Annotated in this window: 14 protein-coding genes and 1 tRNA gene; 8 read left to right on the top strand and 7 right to left on the bottom strand. The window is 73.3% G+C overall.

What is annotated here, in order from left to right; translation table 11 throughout:
- Positions 1 to 77: 77 nt before the first annotated feature.
- The 4 genes from ACZ7BZ_RS04215 to ACZ7BZ_RS04200 all read right to left on the bottom strand — a co-directional run bounded on the left by ACZ7BZ_RS04215 (position 78) and on the right by ACZ7BZ_RS04200 (position 5,426).
- A complete protein-coding gene (locus tag ACZ7BZ_RS04215) occupies positions 78 to 2,183 on the bottom strand; it encodes an FUSC family protein (protein ID WP_470357010.1) in 2,106 nt (701 codons plus the stop codon).
- A gap of 34 nt (positions 2,184 to 2,217) precedes the next feature.
- Entirely contained in the window at positions 2,218 to 3,366 is a 1,149-nt protein-coding gene (locus tag ACZ7BZ_RS04210; protein ID WP_470357009.1) for an HTTM domain-containing protein, read from the bottom strand.
- A 110-nt stretch (positions 3,367 to 3,476) separates the two neighbouring features.
- On the bottom strand, positions 3,477 to 4,136 hold the full coding sequence (locus tag ACZ7BZ_RS04205; RefSeq protein WP_470357008.1) for a DUF5819 family protein: 660 nt from the start codon (positions 4,134 to 4,136) through the stop codon (positions 3,477 to 3,479).
- A gap of 90 nt (positions 4,137 to 4,226) precedes the next feature.
- Positions 4,227 to 5,426 carry a rhodanese-like domain-containing protein gene (locus ACZ7BZ_RS04200; RefSeq protein ID WP_380462258.1) on the bottom strand — a complete coding sequence of 400 codons (1,200 nt, stop codon included), beginning with the start codon at positions 5,424 to 5,426 and terminating at the stop codon, positions 4,227 to 4,229.
- A 279-nt stretch (positions 5,427 to 5,705) separates the two neighbouring features.
- Here ACZ7BZ_RS04200 and ACZ7BZ_RS04195 point away from each other — a divergent pair, with 279 nt between their 5' ends.
- Positions 5,706 to 8,423: an ATP-binding SpoIIE family protein phosphatase gene (locus ACZ7BZ_RS04195; protein WP_470357007.1), complete on the top strand. Its 2,718-nt coding sequence runs from the start codon at positions 5,706 to 5,708 to the stop codon at positions 8,421 to 8,423.
- Between the two features lie 67 nt (positions 8,424 to 8,490).
- On the opposite strand, the gene ACZ7BZ_RS04190 is transcribed toward ACZ7BZ_RS04195, so the two are convergent.
- The gene (locus ACZ7BZ_RS04190) at positions 8,491 to 9,183 is read right to left on the bottom strand and encodes a hypothetical protein (protein ID WP_470357006.1); all 693 of its coding nucleotides are present in this window, start codon (positions 9,181 to 9,183) and stop codon (positions 8,491 to 8,493) included.
- Between the two features lie 301 nt (positions 9,184 to 9,484).
- Positions 9,485 to 11,314, bottom strand: coding sequence for a phosphatidylglycerol lysyltransferase domain-containing protein (locus ACZ7BZ_RS04185; RefSeq protein ID WP_470357005.1), 1,830 nt, complete (start codon positions 11,312 to 11,314; stop codon positions 9,485 to 9,487).
- 340 nt (positions 11,315 to 11,654) lie between these two features.
- On the opposite strand from ACZ7BZ_RS04185, the gene ACZ7BZ_RS04180 reads away from it, so the two are divergent.
- Positions 11,655 to 12,305 carry a response regulator gene (locus ACZ7BZ_RS04180; protein ID WP_229928260.1) on the top strand — a complete coding sequence of 217 codons (651 nt, stop codon included), beginning with the start codon at positions 11,655 to 11,657 and terminating at the stop codon, positions 12,303 to 12,305.
- Positions 12,302 to 13,450, top strand: coding sequence for a sensor histidine kinase (locus ACZ7BZ_RS04175; protein WP_470357004.1), 1,149 nt, complete (start codon positions 12,302 to 12,304; stop codon positions 13,448 to 13,450). The genes ACZ7BZ_RS04180 and ACZ7BZ_RS04175 overlap by 4 nt, the downstream gene beginning before the upstream one ends.
- 89 nt (positions 13,451 to 13,539) lie before the next feature.
- Here the strand turns inward: ACZ7BZ_RS04175 and ACZ7BZ_RS04170 are convergent.
- Positions 13,540 to 13,623: transfer RNA gene (locus ACZ7BZ_RS04170), tRNA-Leu, on the bottom strand.
- A 434-nt stretch (positions 13,624 to 14,057) separates the two neighbouring features.
- Between ACZ7BZ_RS04170 and ACZ7BZ_RS04165 the strand changes: the two genes are divergently transcribed.
- The 5 genes from ACZ7BZ_RS04165 (at position 14,058) to ACZ7BZ_RS04145 (ending at position 20,195) form a co-directional block, all read left to right on the top strand.
- Positions 14,058 to 14,909: an FhaA domain-containing protein gene (locus tag ACZ7BZ_RS04165; protein WP_470357003.1), complete on the top strand. Its 852-nt coding sequence runs from the start codon at positions 14,058 to 14,060 to the stop codon at positions 14,907 to 14,909.
- 46 nt (positions 14,910 to 14,955) lie between these two features.
- Complete coding sequence (locus ACZ7BZ_RS04160; protein ID WP_470357002.1) at positions 14,956 to 15,510, top strand: FHA domain-containing protein FhaB/FipA; 555 nt, start codon at positions 14,956 to 14,958, stop codon at positions 15,508 to 15,510.
- A 53-nt stretch (positions 15,511 to 15,563) separates the two neighbouring features.
- Positions 15,564 to 17,201, top strand: a complete 1,638-nt coding sequence (locus ACZ7BZ_RS04155; protein WP_470357001.1) for a PP2C family protein-serine/threonine phosphatase — start codon at positions 15,564 to 15,566, stop codon at positions 17,199 to 17,201.
- 136 nt (positions 17,202 to 17,337) lie between these two features.
- Positions 17,338 to 18,741 (top strand): FtsW/RodA/SpoVE family cell cycle protein, encoded by a 1,404-nt coding sequence (locus tag ACZ7BZ_RS04150; RefSeq protein ID WP_380462268.1) that lies wholly within the window; start codon positions 17,338 to 17,340, stop codon positions 18,739 to 18,741.
- Positions 18,738 to 20,195 carry a peptidoglycan D,D-transpeptidase FtsI family protein gene (locus tag ACZ7BZ_RS04145; protein WP_470357000.1) on the top strand — a complete coding sequence of 486 codons (1,458 nt, stop codon included), beginning with the start codon at positions 18,738 to 18,740 and terminating at the stop codon, positions 20,193 to 20,195. Before ACZ7BZ_RS04150 ends, ACZ7BZ_RS04145 begins: the two co-directional genes overlap by 4 nt.
- Positions 20,196 to 20,374: the final 179 nt, after the last annotated feature.

The following is a 20,374-nucleotide window of genomic DNA, read 5'->3' as shown; positions in this document are numbered from 1 at the left end:
CCCACCCCCGGAACCGCCCCCGGAACCACCCACCCTCCCGAAAGCCCACCCACACAACAGCCCCCCGCAGCACCCCCCTACCGCTCCTCCGAACTCCCCCGCAAAGCCCTCTCCAGATCCCGCAAAGCCACCCCCACCAACCGAGTCCCCGCCCTCACCACATCCCCCTGCACCCCCGCCCCCACCAACCCCTCCTCCAACCGCGCCTGCGCCCCCCGCACCGCCCCGAACTCCACCGGCCGCCCCGTCAACAGCGCCCCCGCCGCCAGCGCCGTCGCCAGCCGCAGCTCCTCCGCGTACTCCGCCGCCCCCGGCACCGGCTCGGCGTCGGCGGCCGGCAGGTGCGCCTCCAGCAGCACCGCCGCCCGCCCCAGGTGCCCGACCGCCGCCCGCGCCCGGTCGATCTGGCGCCTGGTCACCCCGGTCAGTCCCGACTCGTGCCGCCCCGGTTCGGCGTCCGCCCGCTGCATGGCCTGGAGCAGCTCCGACCGCGCCTCCCGCGAGTCCAGCAGCGCGGACCGCACCGTACGCCCCCGCGGCGCCCCCGGCTGCTCGTAGCAGGCGACCACCGCCGCCGCGTACCGCCCCGCCGCCGCCAGCCACTCGGCGAGCCGCTCCCCGAGCCGGGCGGTCTGCCAGGTGGGGAACAGCGCGTACGTCAGCAGCGCCAGCGACCCACCGAGCAGGGTGAGCCCGACCCGTTCGAAGGCCGTCTGCAACGGGTTCCCGGCCTGCAGCCCGAGCAGGAACACCACGTACGTCGAGATCCCGACCGTCGTCAGCGCGTACCCGGTCCGGAACGCCAGGTACGCCCCGCCGATGCACAGGACGGCCAGCGCGGCGAGCACCCATTCCCCCGGGTGGGCGAGCTGCACCACCAGCGTCGAGACCGCGACCCCGACGACCGTCCCGGCCAGCCGGGCGACCCCCCGGCTGTAGGTCTGGGCGAAGTCCGGCCGCATCACCATCGCGGCGGTCATCGGCGCCCAGTACCCGTGGTGGAACCCGGCCAGCCGGGCCAGCAGGTAGGCGACGGTGACCACTCCGGACAGCCGTACGGCGTGCTGGAAGATCGCCGAGCGCGGCCGCAGCTGCCGACGGACGGCCCGCAGCGCGACCGGCAGCATCCGCGGGATCGACGGCTTGTGCAGGGCCCCGCCCGCGCCGACCACGGGCGTGGTGATGGTGTCCTCGTCGTTGCGGTCCAGGGTGTCCGCGGCCTTGCGCAGCAGCCCGCCGAGGCGTCGGGCGGAGCGCCGGGCCGCGCCCTGCAGCGGCGTCCCCTCATCCGGCCGGACCAGGGTCAGGGTGGGGGCCGAGCGGGGGAGCCGGACGGGGTCGCCGCTGCGGACGGCCCGGGCGAGGGCGTCCATCACCTCGGCGGCGGCCGCCAGCACCTCGCGGGCCCGGTCGCGTTCCGGTCCCTCCTCGGGGGCGCCGACCTTGGGGTCGGCGAGCGCGGCGAGGGTGGGCCGGATGCGTTCGGCGATGCCGCGCAGGCCGCGCAGTTCGGGCGGCCGGTGGCGGTCCTGCCAGGGGGTCACGGCGGAGGCGTGCCGTGCGGTCATGAACGGTTCCGGGTCCACGTGCGCGGTCGGGTCCTGCCTCAACCGGCGCGCGTAGTCGGCGAGTTCGGCGTAGGTGTCGGCGAGGGCGTCCCGCTGGGCGGTCCAACTGCCGATCGGCCAGACGGTGATGACGGCGGCCTGGGCGACCCCGCCGAGCGCGGCGACCAGCCCGTGGCCGACCGCGGCGGTGGCGCTGACCGGGAGTTGGACCACGATCAGCATCACCGAGAGGGTGTTGGCGGTGACCACTCCGGCGGTCGGTCCGATCGCCCAGGCGAGCCCCGCACCGAAGGCCCACACCGCGAGCAGCACCGGGAACAGCCCGTACACCCCGGCGGCCAGGTAGCCGAGGAAGGTGCTGGCCCCGAGGCCGACCCCGGCCGCGACGGCCAGGCTGGCGCGGGGCCGGAAGCTCCGCTGGAAGGTGGCCGAGCCGGCGATGAACGCGCCCATCGCGGCCGAGGTGGCGAGGGCGACCCCGCCGAGGGCGAGCGTGGGGAAGAGCACCAGCGCCACGGCGACGGCCCCGCGCAGGGCCCGTTTGGGGTCGGTGAGTGCCCGGTCGAGGGTGAGCCCGGTCCGCGCGGTGTCACGAAGGGCGGCGAACCAGGACATACCGACATCCTAGGGTCTGCCCGGCGAACAGACCCTAGGCGCCGGGCGCCCCCACCAGCCGTTGCCGGAGCCGCCCGAGCCGCGCCGCCGCCCACAGCAGGGCGCCGGTCGGCAGGAACACCGCGTCCGCCGCGACCATCGCCAGCGAGAACACCGGCAGCCCGAGCACCACCGCGATGCCCAGGTGTTCGACCATCAGCACCGCCAGCAGCACGTTCTTGACCCGCCGGTCGAGCAGCGTGAACGGGAAGGCGACCTGCAGGATCACCGTGCCGTAGGAGATCAGGAAGACCGGCAGCAGCGCCGAGCCGAGCAGCCCGGACAGCCCCGGCCAGGGGGTGAAGTAGTCCAGGTGCAGCGGGTAGTACAGCGCCGTGCCGTCCTGCCAGCGCGAGCCCTGCACCTTGTACCAGCCCGCCGTGGCGTAGACCAGCACCACCTCGGTGACGATCACCAGCATCGCGCAGTTGTGCACCATGTTCGCCAGCGCGTCGAGCACCGCCCGCGGCTCGCCCTCCGGTCGCAGCCGGCCGAGCGTCCACCACAGCCCGGCCACCGCCCAGAGCCCCCAGAACAGCGGCGCCCAGCCCAGGTACGGGAAGGCCGGGCTGCTCCAGGTCAGGCTGCCCCCGGAGAAGTCGCCGGCCTGACAGACCGCCAGCACCGCGCCGAGCAGCACCCAGAGCACCACCCCGCCCCGCCTGGTCCGGGCCCGGCGCGCGTCCAGCGACCAGACCTCGGCGCACCGGGTGAAGACCAGGTAGACGGCCATCAGGTGGACGATGTTGTCCCCGCCGTCGCCGAGGAAGACGTCGCGGTTCTGCAGCGAGAGCACGGTGACCAGGAACAGCACGCTGCTCACCCTGGTCCGCCAGCCCAGCAGCACCGCCAGGGCGGCCAGCACGGCCAGGTGGTAGACCAGCTCGAACCAGAGCCGCCCGTCGAACCAGGGCAGCACGGTGAACGCCCCGTCGTCGGCCAGCAACCGCCGGGCGAGGTCCATCGACCAGGGCGAGTGGTCGCCGTACAGCACCCGCCGGTTGGGCCACTCGCGCAGCAGGTAGGCGAGCCAGACCAGCCCGAAGCCGATCCGCACCACCGCGGCCTGGTGCCGTCCGAGCGCCCGCCCGGTGAACGCCTCCACCGCCCGCCCGAAGGCCGCCACCGGACCCACCGGACCCACCGGCCCGGGAACGTCCGTCCTGGCACCGTCCTGCCGCGGCACTCGCACCGGCAGCCGCTGCCCGACCGCCCCGACCGGCTCCGCCGACTCCGACCGCTCCGAAGCCCCGTTCACCCCAACCCCCGGTAGTCCTCGTCCCCGACCGGCCACCACGGCAGCTCCCGCACCCTGGGCGCGGGCGGCGCGGCCTCACCGCTCCAGGTCGGCGGCGGGACGGTGGCCGAGGTCACCCGGAACTGGATCTCCAGCACGCGCTCGCCGTCCGCCTCCCGGCCGATCCGCTGCAGCGCGATCCGCTTGAGGTACTGCTCGGCGAGCTTGCCGCGCGGGTTGGTGAGCTTCTCGTCCTGCGGGTCGTGCGAGCCGTCGTAGAAGTCCCAGGCGCGGCGCAGCAGGTTCTGGTCGACGTGGCTGGGCGCCGGGTTGTCCCGTATCGCGGCGAGGTCCCGGGCGGTGAGCCCGGTCCAGTCGTGGGTCCGGGTGGCGCCGCCGTCGGCGACGGTGCGCACCCGGGCGTCCACGCTGACGTTCTGCTGCAGCGGGTTGGGCGCGAACAGCTTCCAGTTCTGCTCGAACTCCGGGTAGACCAGCCCGTCGACCTCGTCCCGGTACTGCCGGGACACCGTGTTGTCCGGCGCGACGTGCAGGAACACCGCGGCGAGGAACAGCCCGGTGCCGCTCACCAGCACCGCGGCGGCCAGGCCGAGGACGAGCTGCGCGGGCCCGGACCACGCCCTCCCGGGGGCGGCCCGGTCGGTGGTCCCCGTCATGGCCTCCCCGCCCGATCGGCGCGCCGCCGGCCGGTACCGGCGCGTCGCGCGCCCATCCTGCCCTACCCGTCACCGGGCGGGCGCCGCGGCCTACAGGACGAAGGCGGCCTGCCCGCCGCTGCCGACCATCGGACGGCCCGCGCTCTCCCAGGCGTACATCCCGCCGTCCACGTTCACCGCGTCCCGGCCCTGCTGCACCAGGTACTGGACGACCTGCGCGGAGCGGCCGCCGACCCGGCAGAGCACGTACAGCTTCGCGTCCGGCAGCTCGTCGATCCGGGCGATCACCTCGCCGATCGGGATGTGCAGCGCGCCGTCCACGTGGCCGGCGTCCCATTCGTCCTGCTCGCGCACGTCCAGCAGGGTGGCATCGGCGGGTACGGAGGCGGCGTCGGTGGTGGGGATCTGCGCGAACATCGTGTGGCTCTCCTGGGCTCGGTTCGGATCGGTGCCATTCTCGCCCACCGGCACGGTCGGGTGGGCCCCGAGCAGCCGCTCCAGCTCGGCCTGCTGCGCGGCGGCCTTCGCGAGCAGTTCCTCGGCGAGCTGCTCCAGCAGGCGGTCCGGGTCCTGCGGGGCGAGGGCGAGCAGCTGGCCCATCGGGGTCTGCTCCAGCCGGACCTGCTCGGTGGCGGTCTCGGTGATCTTGGCGGTCAGCCACTCCAGCCGGCGGCGCAGCCAGCCCAGCCGGTCGGGGGAGTCGAGGGCGGGTGCGGCCTCCGGTGCGGTGGACCACTCGGCGGCCAGGTCGGCCAGCGCGGCGGTGTCCCCGTACGCGTAGGCCTCGTTGACCCGGATCAGGAAGTCCGCCCGACGCTGCTGCTCGTCCCGGTCGGTGGTCAGGTCCGGGTGGGCGCGGCGGACCAGCTCGCGGTAGATCCGCTGGGCCTCCTTCCCGGGCCGCACCCGGGCCGGCGCGGCGGGCGGCGGCGGGGCGACCTCGTCCGCGTCCCGACCGGACTCCTCCCGCACCGACCGCACCGAGTCGAACAGCGCGTCCAGGTCGGGCAGCTCGTCGACCTGCTGCCGCGCCTCGGCGGCCCGCCGCCGGTCCTCCGGGTCGCCGGTCCGGGCCGCGACGGCCTCGGCGACCAGCGCGTCGAGCTCGTCCAGCCGGGCGTAGAGCGGGCCGAGCAGCTGGTGGTGGATCAGCGCGAAGTTGTCGATCTCGACCCGCAGCGTCTGGACGTCCACGTCCATGCTGAGCCAGGCCAGTTCGGCGGCGGCGACCCGCTCCTCCAGCTCCTGCTGCTCCGGGTCCGTCCAGCGAACGGGGCTCTGCGCGGTCACGATCTCGCCTCTGTCTCGTCCGGCCGGCTGCGTCCTGCGGGGCCGCCGCGCGGGCGGCCCGGCCTGCCACCCTACCGCCGCGTTCCGCGCCCCCGTCCGGGTGAAGCAGGCGTATGAACCGGCGCGCGGTGCACGACACGCAACCGATCCTGACGAATCTCCCCGTTTCGGTGTCGAGCCCGGCCCGGTCCGTGCTTCGCTGGTATCCGCACAGCGTGCCCTCCTCCGGAGAATCGGCCGCCTCCAGGCGTGGCGGCCAGGCGGGAGCAGACCGAATCCATGGTGGCCGAGTCCAACTCCACACCGCTTCCGGCGGGCGCCGAAACCGCGCCGGGCGACCATCCGACCGGCGTCGCCGCCCTGGTCAGGCTCGCCCTCGTCCTGGTCGACCGGACCGGCCGGATCACCCAGTGGAGCCGGGCCGCCGAGGAACTGTTCGGGCACCGCGCCGAGGCCGTCACCGACCGCCCGGCCACGGGCCTGCTGCCCGCCCTGGAGTCCCGGGTGCTCGGCCGCTGCGCGGTGCGCCGGCGCTGCGACGCCCTCGACACCCTGGCCGGGCTGACCGCCGCCGGCCGCCCCTGGGCCGGCCGGCTGACCGTGACCGACCGCGAGGAGCACCAGCGCGACGTGCTCTGGTGGGCCTACCCGCTACCCGGCCCGGTCGGCGGGCTGCTCGCCCTCGCCGCCGACGCCCGCCCGCTGCGCGCCACCGGGCCCCGGCTGGCGCTCGGCGAGCGCCTGCTGCCGTTCGCCGCCGCGCCCGGCGCCCGGGGTGGCTTCCACGGGCTGACGGCCGCGCTCACCGCACCCGCCGCCGAGCTTCCCGAGCCGCTGGCCCGGCTGCTGCCCGCCGCCCACCGGGGTCCGCTGCGGGAGGCGGTGGCCGTGGGCGGGCTGCCCGCCCTGCGGCTGGACGCGACCACCGCTCTGCCGGTGCTGCCCGCCGATCCGCAGCACGGCACCGCCCACGCGGCCGCCGGCCTGGGCCGCCGCTACCCGACCCCGCAGCAGCGCGCCGCCCGGCTCGGGCCGCCACCGCAGGCCGACCAGTCCACGCCCGGCCGCCGTCCCCCGGGCCCACTGCCCGCCCAGCGGGAAGCGGCCCAGCGGGAAGCAGCCCAGCGCGAGCCCGCGCCCCGCGAACCGGCCGAGCACGGCGCCACCAGAACCGGCCGCCCGCCCGTCCAGTCGCCCACCGGAGGAGGAGCCACCATCGAGCAGCAGGACGCCGTCGAGCCGTCCGCCCACGGCCTCCCGCCCCGCCCCGCCGGCCACGCCCCACCGGCCGAGGGCCTGCCGAGCGGCCGACTGGGCCCGTTCCTCACCAACGGCCAGGCCGGTGAGCAGCTGGCCCTGCTGAACGAGGTCGGCGGCAAGGTCGGCACCACCCTGGACCTCGGCTTCACCGCCCACGAGCTGTGCCAGGTGCTGGTCCCCCGGGTCGCCGACTTCGCCTGCGTGGACCTCGTGGACGGCCTGATCTCGGACTCCGAGCTGCCGGTCTCCCGCCCCGACGACGACACGCTGCTGCGCCGGGTCGCGCTGGTCTTCAACCAGACCGGCGGCGCCTGGGACCACGTGCTCTCCGAGGGCTCGCTGGTCAGCATGCCGCGCCGGACCCCGCCCGGGCTAGCCCTGCAGCTCAACCAGCCGGTGCTGGTGCCGGTGGTCAGTGCCGACGTCGCGGTGGACTACGCGATCGCGCTCGGCGGCGCCCGGCTGGCCCCGGTCGTCTCCGGCCGCTCGATGCTGGTGGTACCGCTGTCCGCCCGGGGCACCGTACTGGGCATCCTCAAACTGCTCCGGCTGCCGGACCGCGCCCCCTTCGACGAGAGCGACGCCGCCACCCTCAAGGAGCTGGCGGTACGGGCCGCCCTGTCGCTGGACAACGCCCGGCTGCACCGCGCCGAGGCGCGGGTCGCCACCACCCTGCAGCGCTCGATGATCCCGACCCGCCCGCCGCAGATCCCCGGCGTGCAGATCGCCCACCGCTACCTGCCCGGCGACCCGAAGGCCGAGGTCGGCGGCGACTGGTTCGACGCGATCCAGCTGCCCGGCAGCCGGGTCGCCCTGGTGGTCGGCGACGTCATGGGCCACGGCATCCACTCGGCCGCCGCGATGGGCCGCTTCCGCACCGCGATGCAGACCCTGGCCGCCCTGGACCTGCCGCCCGGACAGCTGCTGCGGCACCTGGACAACCTGGCCCAGAAGCTCGGCGACGACCACCTCGCCACCTGCCTGTACGCGGTCTACGACCCGATCAACCGGACCTGCGAGCTGGCCAGCGCCGGCCATGTCCCGCCGGTCCTGGTGCACCCGGACGGCACCGGCGAACTGCTGGAGATCCCGGCCGGCGCGCCGATCGGCGTCGGCGGGGTGCCGTTCGTCGCCAAGACCATCGACGTCTCGGACGGCTCGATGCTGGTGCTGTGCACCGACGGTCTGGTCGAGGTCCGGGGCGGGGACATAGGGGCGGGCCTGGCGGCGCTGTGCGGCAACCTGATCGACCCGCAGCAGAGCCCCGAGCAGGCCTGCGACGAGGTGCTGCGGCGGCTGCACTCGGACGACCGCAAGGACGACGTCGCCCTGTTGGTGGCCCGCTTCGACGGGGTCGCCCCGTCCGAGGTGGCGACCTGGGACCTCACCGTGGACCAGCGCGAGGTCCGCCGGGCCCGTTCGCTGGTCCGCGAGCAGCTGGCGTCCTGGCACCTGGAGGCGCTCAGCGACACCACCGAGCTGCTGGTCAGCGAGCTGGTCACGAACGCCGTCCGGGTCGCCCGGGACCGGGTGCAGCTCCAGCTGATCCGGGTGGACAAGCTGCTGGTCGAGGTCAGCGACGACAACCACAACCTGCCGTCGCTGGAGCCGGCCGAGCAGCTCGGCGAGACCGGCCGCGGCCTCACCCTGGTGACCAAGCTCGCCGAACACTGGGGCACCGCCCGCAAGGCGGTGGGGAAGGTCGTCTGGTTCGAGCTGCCCCTCCCGCACGCCTGACGGCCGCGCACGGGCGGACTGCGGAGCAGTCGCCCGTACGCGGCCGACCGGCCGGGTGGAACGTCCCTCAGGGAATGACCGCGCCCGCCGGGCGGCGCCGGGCCTCCGCCGCGACCTCCCGGGAGGTGGTGGTGGCCACCGAGGTGGCGGCGCCGACCCCGGCCAGCACCCGCGGCCAGAAGTCCCCGAAGACCTCGACCGCGACGGCGATCAGCAGCGCGGTGATCACCGCGACCACGTGCTCCAGGCCGGCCAGGTTCGGCAGCACGACCGCCTCGCCGACCATCAGCACCACGACCAGGGTGGCGGTGAACCAGGACCGGGTGCGGAACGCGATGCAGATCGCCAGCGCCACCACCGCGGCCGACGGCCCGGTGTCCCGCACGTAGGCGACCCACTTCGGGAAGCCGAACAGGTGGCCCGGCCCGATCGCCACGCCGACCCGGGCGAACAGCGTGCCCGTCAGGGTGCACGCGTAGGCGACCACCAGGGTCATCCGCCGGCCGAGCACGACCTCGGCGATCGCGAAGACCACGAACACCTGGGCCAGCGCCCCCCAGACCGGCAGGTCCAGGGCCGGCACGTACAACGACAGCGGGGTCCGCAGCAGCGAGACCTCCAGCGGCAGCGAGGCCCGCACCACCCCGATGTGGCTCACGAAGCGTTCACCGCCCGGCAGGTGCTGGACGATGCTGAACAGCAGGATCAGAAACGTCGCCACCGTGGCCAGCGGGAACGCGGCGAACTTCTTGCGCGCCACCGCACCCCGGACCGTCAGGTACAACGTTCCCCACTCGGCGACAGCGGCCTTTCTGGCAAGCGCCAGCGGCCCCTTTCGCACGCCCCCCGCGTGGGTCCTGTGAATCACAACCGTTTCTCCCGAATCCCCGAACTTGTCAGCTACTCCAACATTAGAAGCCTGTTAACAAATCCACATCGGCATGGATGGGGAGTTACGTCATCCTCAGGAGGGAGACGAATCCCCCCTCCGGACCCCCCTTACGACCGATGGCGCTCTACGCCCCCGGAGCCCCGGCCCCCCTCCGCCCCCCGACGGAGGGCTACCCCTGCCCGTCCCGTGCCGCCACCGGCGCCCGGGGTGCCACCACGGCGGGCCTGGCGTGCCGGCGACGGAACAGTGCGGGCAGGCTCGGCGCGACGATGAATCCCTCGGCGCGGGCGCTGGCGATGCCGATCCGGGGGATCTCGCTGCTCTTCTCGAAGAGCAGGTAGCGCGGCTCCCAGATCGGCCGGTACTTGGCGTTCGCGCGGTACAGCGACTCGATCTGCCACCAGCGGGAGAAGAACCCGAGGACCGAGCGCCACAGCCGCAGCACCGGTCCGGCGCCCAGACGCGAACCGCGCTCGAAGACCGAGCGGAACATCGCGAAGTTCAGCGAGACCCGCTTCAGCCCGACCTCCTCGGCGCGCTGCAGCAGCTCGATCACCATGAACTCCATCAGGCCGTTCTCGGTGTCCCGGGCCCGGCGCATCAGGTCCAGCGACAGCCCGTCCGGGCCCCACGGCACGAAGCTCAGCAGCGCCCGGAGCTCGCCGTCACCGTCGCTGCACTCCAGCATCACGCAGCGGCCGTCGCCCGGGTCGCCGAGCCGGCCCAGCGCCATCGAGAAGCCGCGCTCGGTCGCCCCGTCGCGCCACTCGTCGGCCTTGGCCACCAGCGCGGCCATCTCCTCCTCGGAGATGGACTCGTGGCGGCGGATCCGCACCGTGTACCCGGCCCGCTTGACCCGGTTGTAGGCCTGCCGGACCACCCGCATCGCGCGGCCGTCCAGCGAGAACTCGTCCAGCTCGACGATCGCCTCGTCGCCCAGCTCCAGCGCGTCCAGCCCGTGCCGGGCGTAGATCACCCCGGCCTCCTCGGAGGCGCCCATCACGGCCGGCGCCCAGGCGTGCTCGCGGGCCTCGGACAGCCAGGCCTCGATCGCGCCCGGCCAGGCCTCCGGGTCCCCGATCGGATCGCCCGAGGCCAGTGACACCCCGCCGATCACCCGGTAGGTCACCGCCGCCTTGCCACTGGGCGAGAAGACCACCGCCTTGTCCCGACGCAGCGCGAAGTACCCCAGCGAGTCCCGCTCGCCCTGCTTGTCCAGCAGGCCGCGCAGCTTCGCCTCGTCCTCGGGGTTGAGCAGCTCCTTGCCGCGGGGGCTGCGGAAGGCCACGTACAGCACCAGCAGGAACAGCACCGCGCCCATCGCGTTGATCGCCGCGTTCACCCAGGTCGGGGCGGCGATCACGGAACGCAGGTGCTCCGTCGGGGTGATGGTGATCATCCGGCCGACCGAGTAGCGGAAGAGGTCCCACCAGCCGGCGCCGTCCAGCTCGTTGGTCAGCCAGACCAGCAGCGCACCCACCGCGCCGCCGAAGAACAGCCCGCCGACGAACGTGGCCGCCGCGGTCTTCGGGTTGGAGCGGTCGCCCTTGGAGGTGAACTCCTTGCGCCCGATCAGCAGCGACAGCACGAACAGGCAGGTCAGGACGGTGGAGAAGTAGTTGAGCGGGTGCTTGTTGAAGCGCTCGCCGGGCAGCACCATGGCGGCCAGGTACAGCAGGGCGAAGACACTGCCGAGCGCCGCGTTGAAGATCCACGCGGCCCGCTTGCGCCGCCGCATCGCCACCGCGAGGAAGATCGACAGCACCGCGGCCGCCAGGCCGGAGGTCATCAGGTACGGGGTGAAGTACTCGCCCTCGTTGTGCTCGGAGACCTGGTTGCGCCAGGGCACCAGCAGCACGGTGGTCACGTTCAGCAGCGCCAGCAGCCGGAGGTACCAGACGGAGGCGGTGGCGGCCCTCGGGCGCCAGCGGGCGAGCGGTCCGGCGGACGGTGACCCGGCGGAGGTGGCGGACGGCTCCGACTTCACAGTGGACGACACAGCTCAATTCCAAACGATCAGATGGTGGGGCGCATCCGCACACGGCCCGGCGCCGGACGCCCGCACGGTCCGACGGACTGACCGGCCACCCCCGCCCACCGGCCGCCCGCAGCGAGCGGCAGGCCGGAAAAGGGCAGCCAACTCCATGGTTCCGCACCATTCCTGAGAATTGCGTGAACCGGGTAGCGGATTCACACCCCCGCCGAACGGCGGGGGTTCGTACCCGTCATGGGTTCGGCGGCCCGCCCTCCCTGCCCCTACTCTCAAAGCGACCCCCGCGGACCGACCGAACCCGGCCGCCCGAACCGAGGAGGCACCCATCACCACCACTCGCGTGCTGATCGTCGACGACGAGATCCTGGTCCGTTCGGGCCTAGGCCTGATCGTCGGTTCCGCCCCAGACCTGGAGGTGGTCGGCGACTGCTCCGGCGGACAGGCCGAGGAGCACGTCCAGCGCCTGCGCCCGCACGTGGTGCTGCTCGACATCCGGATGCCCGACCTCGACGGCATCTCGGTGCTGCGCCGCCTGCGCGCCCTGCCGGATCCGCCGGCCGTGGCGATGCTCACCACTTTCGACACCGACGAGTACATCGGCACCGCGCTGCGGGCCGGAGCGACCGGTTTCCTGCTCAAGGACACCGCCCCCGAGCAGCTGGTGCACGCCGTCCGGGTGCTCGCGGCGGGCGGCAACATCCTCTCCCCGACCGTCACCCGCACCGTCATCGGCGGCTACGTGGACGGCGGCGGCCCGGACGCCGAGGCCACCGCGCTGGCCCGCACCCTGACCGGCCGGGAGCTGGACGTGCTCGCGCTGCTCGGCGAGGGCCTGTCCAACGCCGAGATCGCCGACCGGCTCTTCCTGGGCACCGGCACGGTCAAGGACCACATCAGCGCGATCCTCGGCAAGCTCGGCGCCGCCAACCGGGTGCAGGCCGCCGTGCTCGCCCACCGGGCCGGCCTGGTGCGGCCCAAGCCCGGCGACGGGGCATGACGACCGCCGACCAGTTGCCGTCCCGACGGCTGCCGGCCTGGTGCACCGCCCCCTGGCTGATGCTGCTGCTGCCCGTCCTCTACTCCCTGCTGGACGCCGCGCTGGTGGCCCGGGACGCCACCTGGTGGCAGATGGCGCTCTCCACGCTGGCCGCCGTCGCGCTGCTCTGGCGCCGCCGCTTCCCGGTGACGGTGCTGCTGCTCACCATGCCCGGCTCCTGGGTCGAGCAGATTTGGCTGGCCCCGATCACCGCCGTCTACACGGTGGCCACCGAGCGCCCCGGCCCCCGGGTGCTGGTCCCCTGCGCGACCCTGTTCACCCTCGTCTCCTTCTTCCACTGGCCGTTGCCGACCCCGATCATCGATCTCAGCCGGAGCACCGCCCTGGACGCCATCCAGGCCGTGATGCTGTCCGCCGGCCCAGCCGCCACCGGCCTGCTCTCCCGCACCCGGCGGGAGCTGGCCGCCCGGCTGGACGAGCTGACCCGCGGCCAGGAGCGGGAGAGCCGGCTGCTCGCCGAACGGGTGCTGATCAGCGAGCGAGGCCGGCTGGCCCGGGAGATGCACGACGTGGTCTCGCACCAGGTCAGCCTGATCAGCATCCAGGCCGGGGCGCTCCAGGTGAGCACCGCCGACCCGGCCGCCGCGACGGTCGCCCGCACCATCCGCGAACTGTCCGTCCGGACCCTGGAGGAGCTGCGGCAGATGGTCGGGGTGCTGCGCGGCACCGGCCGCCCGCTCCCGGACGCCCCGCTCGCCCCGCAGCCCCGGCTGGCCGACCTGCCCCGGCTGATCGAGGAGAGCGGACTGTCGGCCGACACCGAACTCAACCCCGGTGACCGTCCGTGGCCGGAGGCGGTCGAACGGGCCGCCTACCGCACCGTCCAGGAGGCGCTCACCAACATCACCAAGTACGCCCCGGCGGCGACGGTGCACGTGAAGGTCCGGGCGAAGGGCCGCCGGCTGCGGGTCGAGGTCCGCAACGAGGCGCCCCCGGTCCACCCGGCCGAGACCCTGCCGGGCGGCGGCCACGGCCTGGTCGGCCTGCGCGAGCGCGCCCAGCTGCTGGGCGGCACCCTGACCGCCGGCCCCACCCAGGACGGCGGCTTCGAGGTCCGCGCCGAACTCCCCGCCTCCCGTTCCTGACCCGGCCCGGCCGGGCCGGAGCGGGGTCCGGAGCGGGTCCGGGGCAACGAGAAAGCCCCCCAGATCCGAAGATCTGGGGGGCTTCGCTGTGCGCGAGGGGGGAGTTGAACCCCCACGCCCTTTCGGGCACTGGAACCTGAATCCAGCGCGTCTGCCTATTCCGCCACCCGCGCATGGGTGTTGTCTTCACTGCCGTCCGTTCCGCGGATCCGCTCGGTACCATGTGGCCCTTCGCGCTTCCCCGGTCCGGCTCCCTTCCGGGCGGCCCTTCCGACGTGGAAAACAGTAGCACGACCTGGGGGGCGGCTCCGAATCCGTTTCCCGGGGGGACCGACCACCTCCGAACAGGCGGGCGACGAACGCACGAGCGAAGGGCGGCGGACGGCTCCGACGGGCACACCTGGCGTGCCGCACCCGAAATGCGTCACCCTGTGTGTCCGAGCCCACCCCCCGGCACCACGCGGTCCGGGAACCGTACGGAAGGGCCCGGCGTGGATACGATCAGTACGGAAGTACCGCAAGTAGGCACGACCGACTCCCCGGAGGACCACTCCTCGGAGGAGGCAGGTCGGCAGGCAGGCGAACGAACCCTGGAAGGGGGTGCCCCATGGGGATGATGAAGAAGTTCGAGCAGCGGCTGGAGGGTCTCGTCAACGGCACCTTCGCCAAGGTGTTCAAGTCCGAGGTCCAGCCCGTGGAGATCGCCGGCGCTCTGCAGCGCGAGTGCGACAACAACGCGAGCATCTGGAACCGCGACCGCACCGTCGTGCCGAACGACTTCATCGTCGAGCTCAGCCCGCACGACCACGAGCGGCTCAGCCCCTACTCGGGGCAGCTCGGCACCGAGCTGGCCGGCATGGTCCGCGAGTACGCCGAGGCCCAGCGGTACACCTTCATGGGCCCGCTCCAGGTGAACCTGGAGAAGGCCGACGACCTGGACACCGGCCTGTACCGGGTGCGCAGCCGCACCCTGGCGGCCGAGGAGCCCCAGCAGTACGCCCCGCAGCAGCCCGGCTACGACCGCCAGCCGGCCGCACCGGCCCCCGGCGCACCGTGGCAGCAGGGCGGCGCCGGGCAGTACGGCGCGCCCCCGCCGCCACCCGCACCCCCCGCGATGCCCCCTGGCCCGCCGGTCGGCGGCAACGTCCGGAACCTCCCGGGCGCCGGCCACGGCGCCTCGGTCCGCCGCTGGATCGAGGTGAACGGCTCCCGCCACCAGATCACCGGCGCGGCCTGCGTGCTCGGGCGCTCCACCGAGGCGGACGTGCGGATCGACGACCCCGGGGTCTCCCGCAAGCACGCCGAGATCCGCCCCGGCACCCCTGCGATGGTCCTCGACCTGGGTTCCACCAACGGCATCGTGGTGGACGGACAGCACACCCAGCGCGCTACGCTCCGCGACGGCTCCCGAATCGTCGTGGGCTCCACCACCATCGTCTACCGGCAGGTCGAAGGGTAGTGTCCGAGTTGTTCGCGCGCCTCGCTCACCGACTGGCGGGACGGTCATGTCAGAGCTGACCCTCACGGTCATGCGGCTGGGCTTCCTGGCCGTGTTGTGGCTGTTCGTCATCGTCGCGATCCAGGTGATCCGCAGCGACCTGTTCGGTACCAAGGTGAACCCCCGCAGCTCCCGTCGCGGTGCCAACGCCGGCGCCGCGTCCGGCGGTGCCGCGGCGGCGACCGCCACGGCACCCGGACGTCCCGCGGCACCCGCCCCCGGCAACGCCGGAGCGGGCCAGACCCAGGGCGGCGGTCGCCGCCGCGGCGGCCCGACCCAGCTCGTGGTCGTCCAGGGCTCGCTGGCCGGGACCACGGTCGCGCTGCAGGGCCAGACCATCACGCTCGGCCGCGCGCACGACTCGACCATCGTGCTGGACGACGACTACGCGTCCTCCCGGCATGCCAGGATCTATCCGGATCAGACTGGGCAGTGGACGGTCGAGGATCTAGGCTCCACCAACGGCACCTATCTGGACCGGCAGCGCCTGACCGCGCCCACTCCGCTCCAGCCGGGCACGCCGATCCGTATCGGCAGGACCGTCATCGAACTGCGGAAGTAGTAGCGCATGAGGGACAGCATCCCGTCCATGACCCAGAGGGGGGCACAGGTCGCATGACCCTGGTGCTGCGCTTCGCCGCCGGCTCCCACAAGGGACTGATCCGGGAGGGGAACGAGGACTCCGGCTACGCCGGGCCGCGGCTGCTGGCCGTGGCCGACGGCATGGGCGGCGCCGCGGCCGGCGAGGTCGCGTCCTCCGAGGTGCTCGGCTCGATCGTCCGGTTGGACGAGGACGTGCCGGGCGCCGACCTGCTGACCCTGCTGGGCGACGCCGTCCAGGGCGCCAACGACCGGCTCCGGCAGATGGTCGAGGAGGACCCGCAGCTGGAGGGCATGGGCTGCACCCTGACGGCCATGCTCTGGACCGGCCAGCGGATGGGCCTGGTGCACGTCGGCGACTCCCGCGCCTACCTGCTGCGCGACGGCTCGCTGGTGCAGATCACCCAGGACCACACCTGGGTGCAGCGCCTGGTCGACGAGGGCCGGATCACGCCCGAGGAGGCCGAGACCCACCCCCAGCGCTCGCTGCTGATGCGGGCCCTGGACGGCCGCGGCCAGGTCGAGCCCGACCTGTCGATCCGCGAGGTCCGCGCCGGCGACCGCTACCTGATCTGCTCCGACGGCCTCTCCGGCCCGGTCAGCCACCAGACCCTCCAGGACACCCTGGGCAGCTACTACTCGCCCGAGCAGACCGTGCAGGAGCTGATCCAGCTCGCCCTGCGCGGCGGCGGTCCGGACAACATCACCTGCATCGTGGCGGACGTCATCGACGTCGGCGCCACGGACACCGCCAGCGGCCAGTTCAACGACGTCCCGGTGGTGGTCGGCGCGGTCGCCGAGACCCCGCCGTCCTCGGCCGCCGCCGACCACTCGATCGCGGACACCCCGGCCGGCCGCGCCGCCGGGCTGGGCCGCGGCCCGCAGGGCACCTTCGGCCCGGCGGAGGGCTACGAGGGCGGCTACGGCGCCGCCCAGGGCGGCTTCGGCCCCGCCGAGGGCTACGAGGGCGAGGGCGAGGGCGGCTACGGCTACCCCGCCGAGCCCTCGGTGTACGGCGCCGAGGAGTTCGACGGGGAGCAGCCCCCGAAGCGCAAGCGCCGGGGCCTGACCGTCTCGCTGGCCGTCCTGGTCACCCTCGGCCTGCTCGGCGGCGCCGGGTACTTCGGCTACCAGTGGACCCAGGACCAGTACTACATCGGCGAGGACGGCGACCACGTCGCCATCTACCAGGGCGTCAACCAGAACCTGGCCGGGCTGAGCCTGTCCTCGGTGCACGAGTCGCACAGCGACGCCCCGCTGAAGTGGCTGCCCCAGGACCAGCGCGCCCAGGTGAACCGGACCATCTCGGTCGGCAGCCTGCAGGACGCCGAGAAGACCATGACCGGCCTGGTGGACTGGGCCAAGCTGTGCCAGAAGGCCGCCACCGTCCCCACCGGGAACGGCGCCGCCCCGCAGGGCACCCAGGCCGCCAAGGCCTCGTTCGTGGCCGCCACCCCGACCACCCCGGGCGAGCGGGAGAAGCCCCGCAACCCGGCCTCGGCGGCGCCGACCGCCTCGCCGACCCCGACCGCCCCGGCCACCTCCGCCCCGCCCCAGAACGCCACCCCGCCGGCGGCCGCCCCGACCGAGCAGGCCCAGCCCCCGCTGAGTGACGACGAGCGCAGCCGGGCCGAGTCCTGCCCGAAACCGTGACGTCCGTGATCCGACATAGGCCCGCCCGGAGCGGGCCGGCCGGCCGTCAGGGAGCGGTCACCACGTGAGCAGCTACAACCTGAGCGGCGACACCGGCCGCGCCGGCGGTCGCCGCCGGGCGTCGGCCGAGCGCGTCATGCCGCGGCGGCGCGGCAACACCACCATCTCGCTCCAGGGCGCACCGAACCGGCGCAACACCGAGCTGGCCCTACTGGTCTTCGCGGTCCTGCTGCCGATCCTGGCGTACGCCAACGTGGGCCTGGCGATGGACGGCCGGATCCCGGCCGGGATGCTCGGCTACGGCCTGGGCATGGGCGCGCTGGCGCTGGTCGCGCACCTGCTGGTGCGCCGCTTCGCGCCGTACGCGGACCCGCTGATGCTGCCGATCGCCACCCTGCTGAACGGGCTGGGCGTGGTGATGATCTGGCGGCTGGACAAGGCGGGGCACCTGCTCAGCGGCAACTTCCCGGCGGCCCGCAACCAGCTGGTCTGGTCCGCTCTCGGGGTCACCCTGTTCATCGGGGTGATGGTCTTCCTGAAGGACCACCGGGTGCTCCAGCGCTACACCTACATCTCGATGGTGGTGGCGCTGGTGCTGCTCGCCGCGCCAGCCTTCTTCCCGGCCCGGGCGGAGGACTTCGGCGCGAAGATCTGGATCCGGCTGGGCGGCTTCTCGATCCAGCCCGGCGAGTTCGCCAAGATCATCCTGACCGTGTTCTTCGCCGGCTACCTGATGGTCAAGCGGGACGCCCTGGCACTGGCCAGCCGCCGCTTCATGGGCCTCTACCTGCCGCGCGGCCGCGATCTCGGCCCGATCATCGTGATCTGGCTGCTGAGCCTGCTGATCCTGGTCTTCGAGAACGACCTCGGCACGTCCTTCCTGTTCTTCGGCCTGTTCGTGGTGATGCTCTACGTCGCCACCGAGCGGACCAGCTGGATCCTGTTCGGCCTGCTGATGTCGGTCGGCGGCGCGGTCGCGGTCGCCACCACCACCAGCCACGTCAAGGTCCGGATCGACGCCTGGCTGGACCCGATGGCCGCCTTCTCGCCGAACCCGCCCAAGGGTGCGACCGAGCAGATCGGCCAGTCGCTGATGGCGCTGGGCTCCGGCGGGGTGACCGGCTCCGGCCTCGGCCAGGGCCGTTCCTGGCTGATCAACTTCGCCGCCAAGAGCGACTTCATCCTGGGCTCCTTCGGCGAGGAGCTCGGGCTCACCGGCCTGATGGCGATCTTCCTGCTGTACGCCCTGCTGGTGCAGCGCGGCCTGCGCACCGCGCTGGCCGCCCGCGACCCCTTCGGCAAGCTGTTCGCCGTCGGGCTCTCGTCGGCGATGGCGCTGCAGGTCTTCGTGGTGGCCGGCGGGGTCACCGGGCTGATCCCGCTGACCGGGATGACCATGCCGTTCCTCGCGCAGGGCGGTTCGTCCGTGGTCGCCAACTGGGCGCTGGTCGCGATCCTGCTGAAGATCAGCGACAGCGCACGCCGACCCGGGGTCGAACCGGCCCCGGCCACCGAGGGCCAGGGAGGACCCGCCCGATGAACAAGCCGATCCGACGGGTCTCGATCTTCTGCCTCGTGCTGATCCTGGCCCTGATGGCCCGCACCAACTGGGTGCAGGGCGTCCAGGCCGACTCCTGGGCCTCCAACAAGAACAACAAGCGCCAGCTGTACGACCGCTACGCCCACCCGCGCGGCAACATCATCGTCAGCGGCCAGCCGGTGACGAACTCGGACTTCGTGAACGGCCTGCGCTACAAGTACAAGCGCTCCTGGGTCGACGGCCCGATGTACGCCCCGGTGACCGGCTACTCCTCCCAGGCGTACGGCTCCACCCAGTTGGAGAACCTGGAGGACGGCATCCTCTCGGGCACCGACGACCGGCTGTTCTTCCGCAACACCCTGGACATGCTGACCGGCGAGCAGAAGCGCGGCGGCGACGTCCTCACCACCATCAACGCCAAGGCGCAGAAGGCCGCCTTCGACGGCCTCGGCTCCAAGAAGGGCGCGGTGGTCGCGCTCGACCCGAAGACCGGCGCGATCCTGGCGCTGGTCTCCACCCCGTCCTACGACCCGGGCAGCTTCGCCGGCGGCGACTCGTCCGACTCCAAGGCCTGGACGGACCTCAACGCGGACCCGAACAAGCCGATGCTCAACCGGGCGCTGAAGGAGACCTATCCGCCCGGCTCGACCTTCAAGCTGGTCACCGCCACCGCCGCGTTCGAGAACGGCAAGTACCAGAGCATCGACGACGTCACGGACACCCCGGACCCGTACATCCTGCCCGGCACCAAGTTCGAGCTGAGGAACGAGAGCCCCAACGAGCGCTGCGGGAACGCCACCGTCAAGGCCGGGATGGACCAGTCCTGCAACACGGTCTTCGCCAAGATGGGCGCGGACCTCGGCAAGGACAAGATGCGCGCGCAGGCCGAGAAGTTCGGCTTCAACAGCACGATCGACACGCCCGTCCGCTCCGAGAAGAGCATCTTCCCGGACAGCCCCGGCCTGGACGGCACCGCCCAGGACTCGATCGGCCAGCACGACACCCGCGCCACCCCGCTCCAGATGGCCATGGTCTCCGCGGCGATCGCCAACAACGGCAGCCTGATGCAGCCGTACCTGGTCGACCAGGAGCGCTCGGCCTCGCTGACCACCATCTCCAAGCACACCGAGAAGCAGTTCTCCCAGCCGATGAGCCCGGCCACCGCGCAGAAGATGCAGGACCTGATGGTCTCGGTGGTCGAGAACGGCACCGGTACCAACGCCAAGATCCCCGGCCTCCAGGTCGGCGGCAAGACCGGCACCGCCCAGCACGGCGAGGACAACGCCGGTCTGCCGTTCGCCTGGTTCACCTCCTGGGCCAAGACCCCGGACGGCCAGTCGGTCGCGGTCGCGGTGGTGGTCGAGGACGGTTCCCAGAACCGCGACGGCATCAGCGGCGGCCGCCTGGCGGCCCCGATCGCCAAGGCGGTGATGCAGGCCGCGCTCGGCAAGTAAGGGGCGTGGGTGAGGTGAATGTCACGATCGGCACCCCGGTTCGGATACCGGTCTGATATCGGCCGACGGCTGACTCCGGTCCGGTGCGGTGCGACCGGTAGCGTATCCGCCAGCAGCGGGTGTGCCCGTTGCCGCCCGCGAGACGGCGCACGGCCCGGCCGGAGAACCGGTCACGGCCC

It is taken from the genome of Kitasatospora sp. NPDC036934, assembly GCF_055608425.1.
Note: the sequence above shows the minus strand (reverse complement) of the source record. Positions and strands in the feature narration are given on the sequence as shown.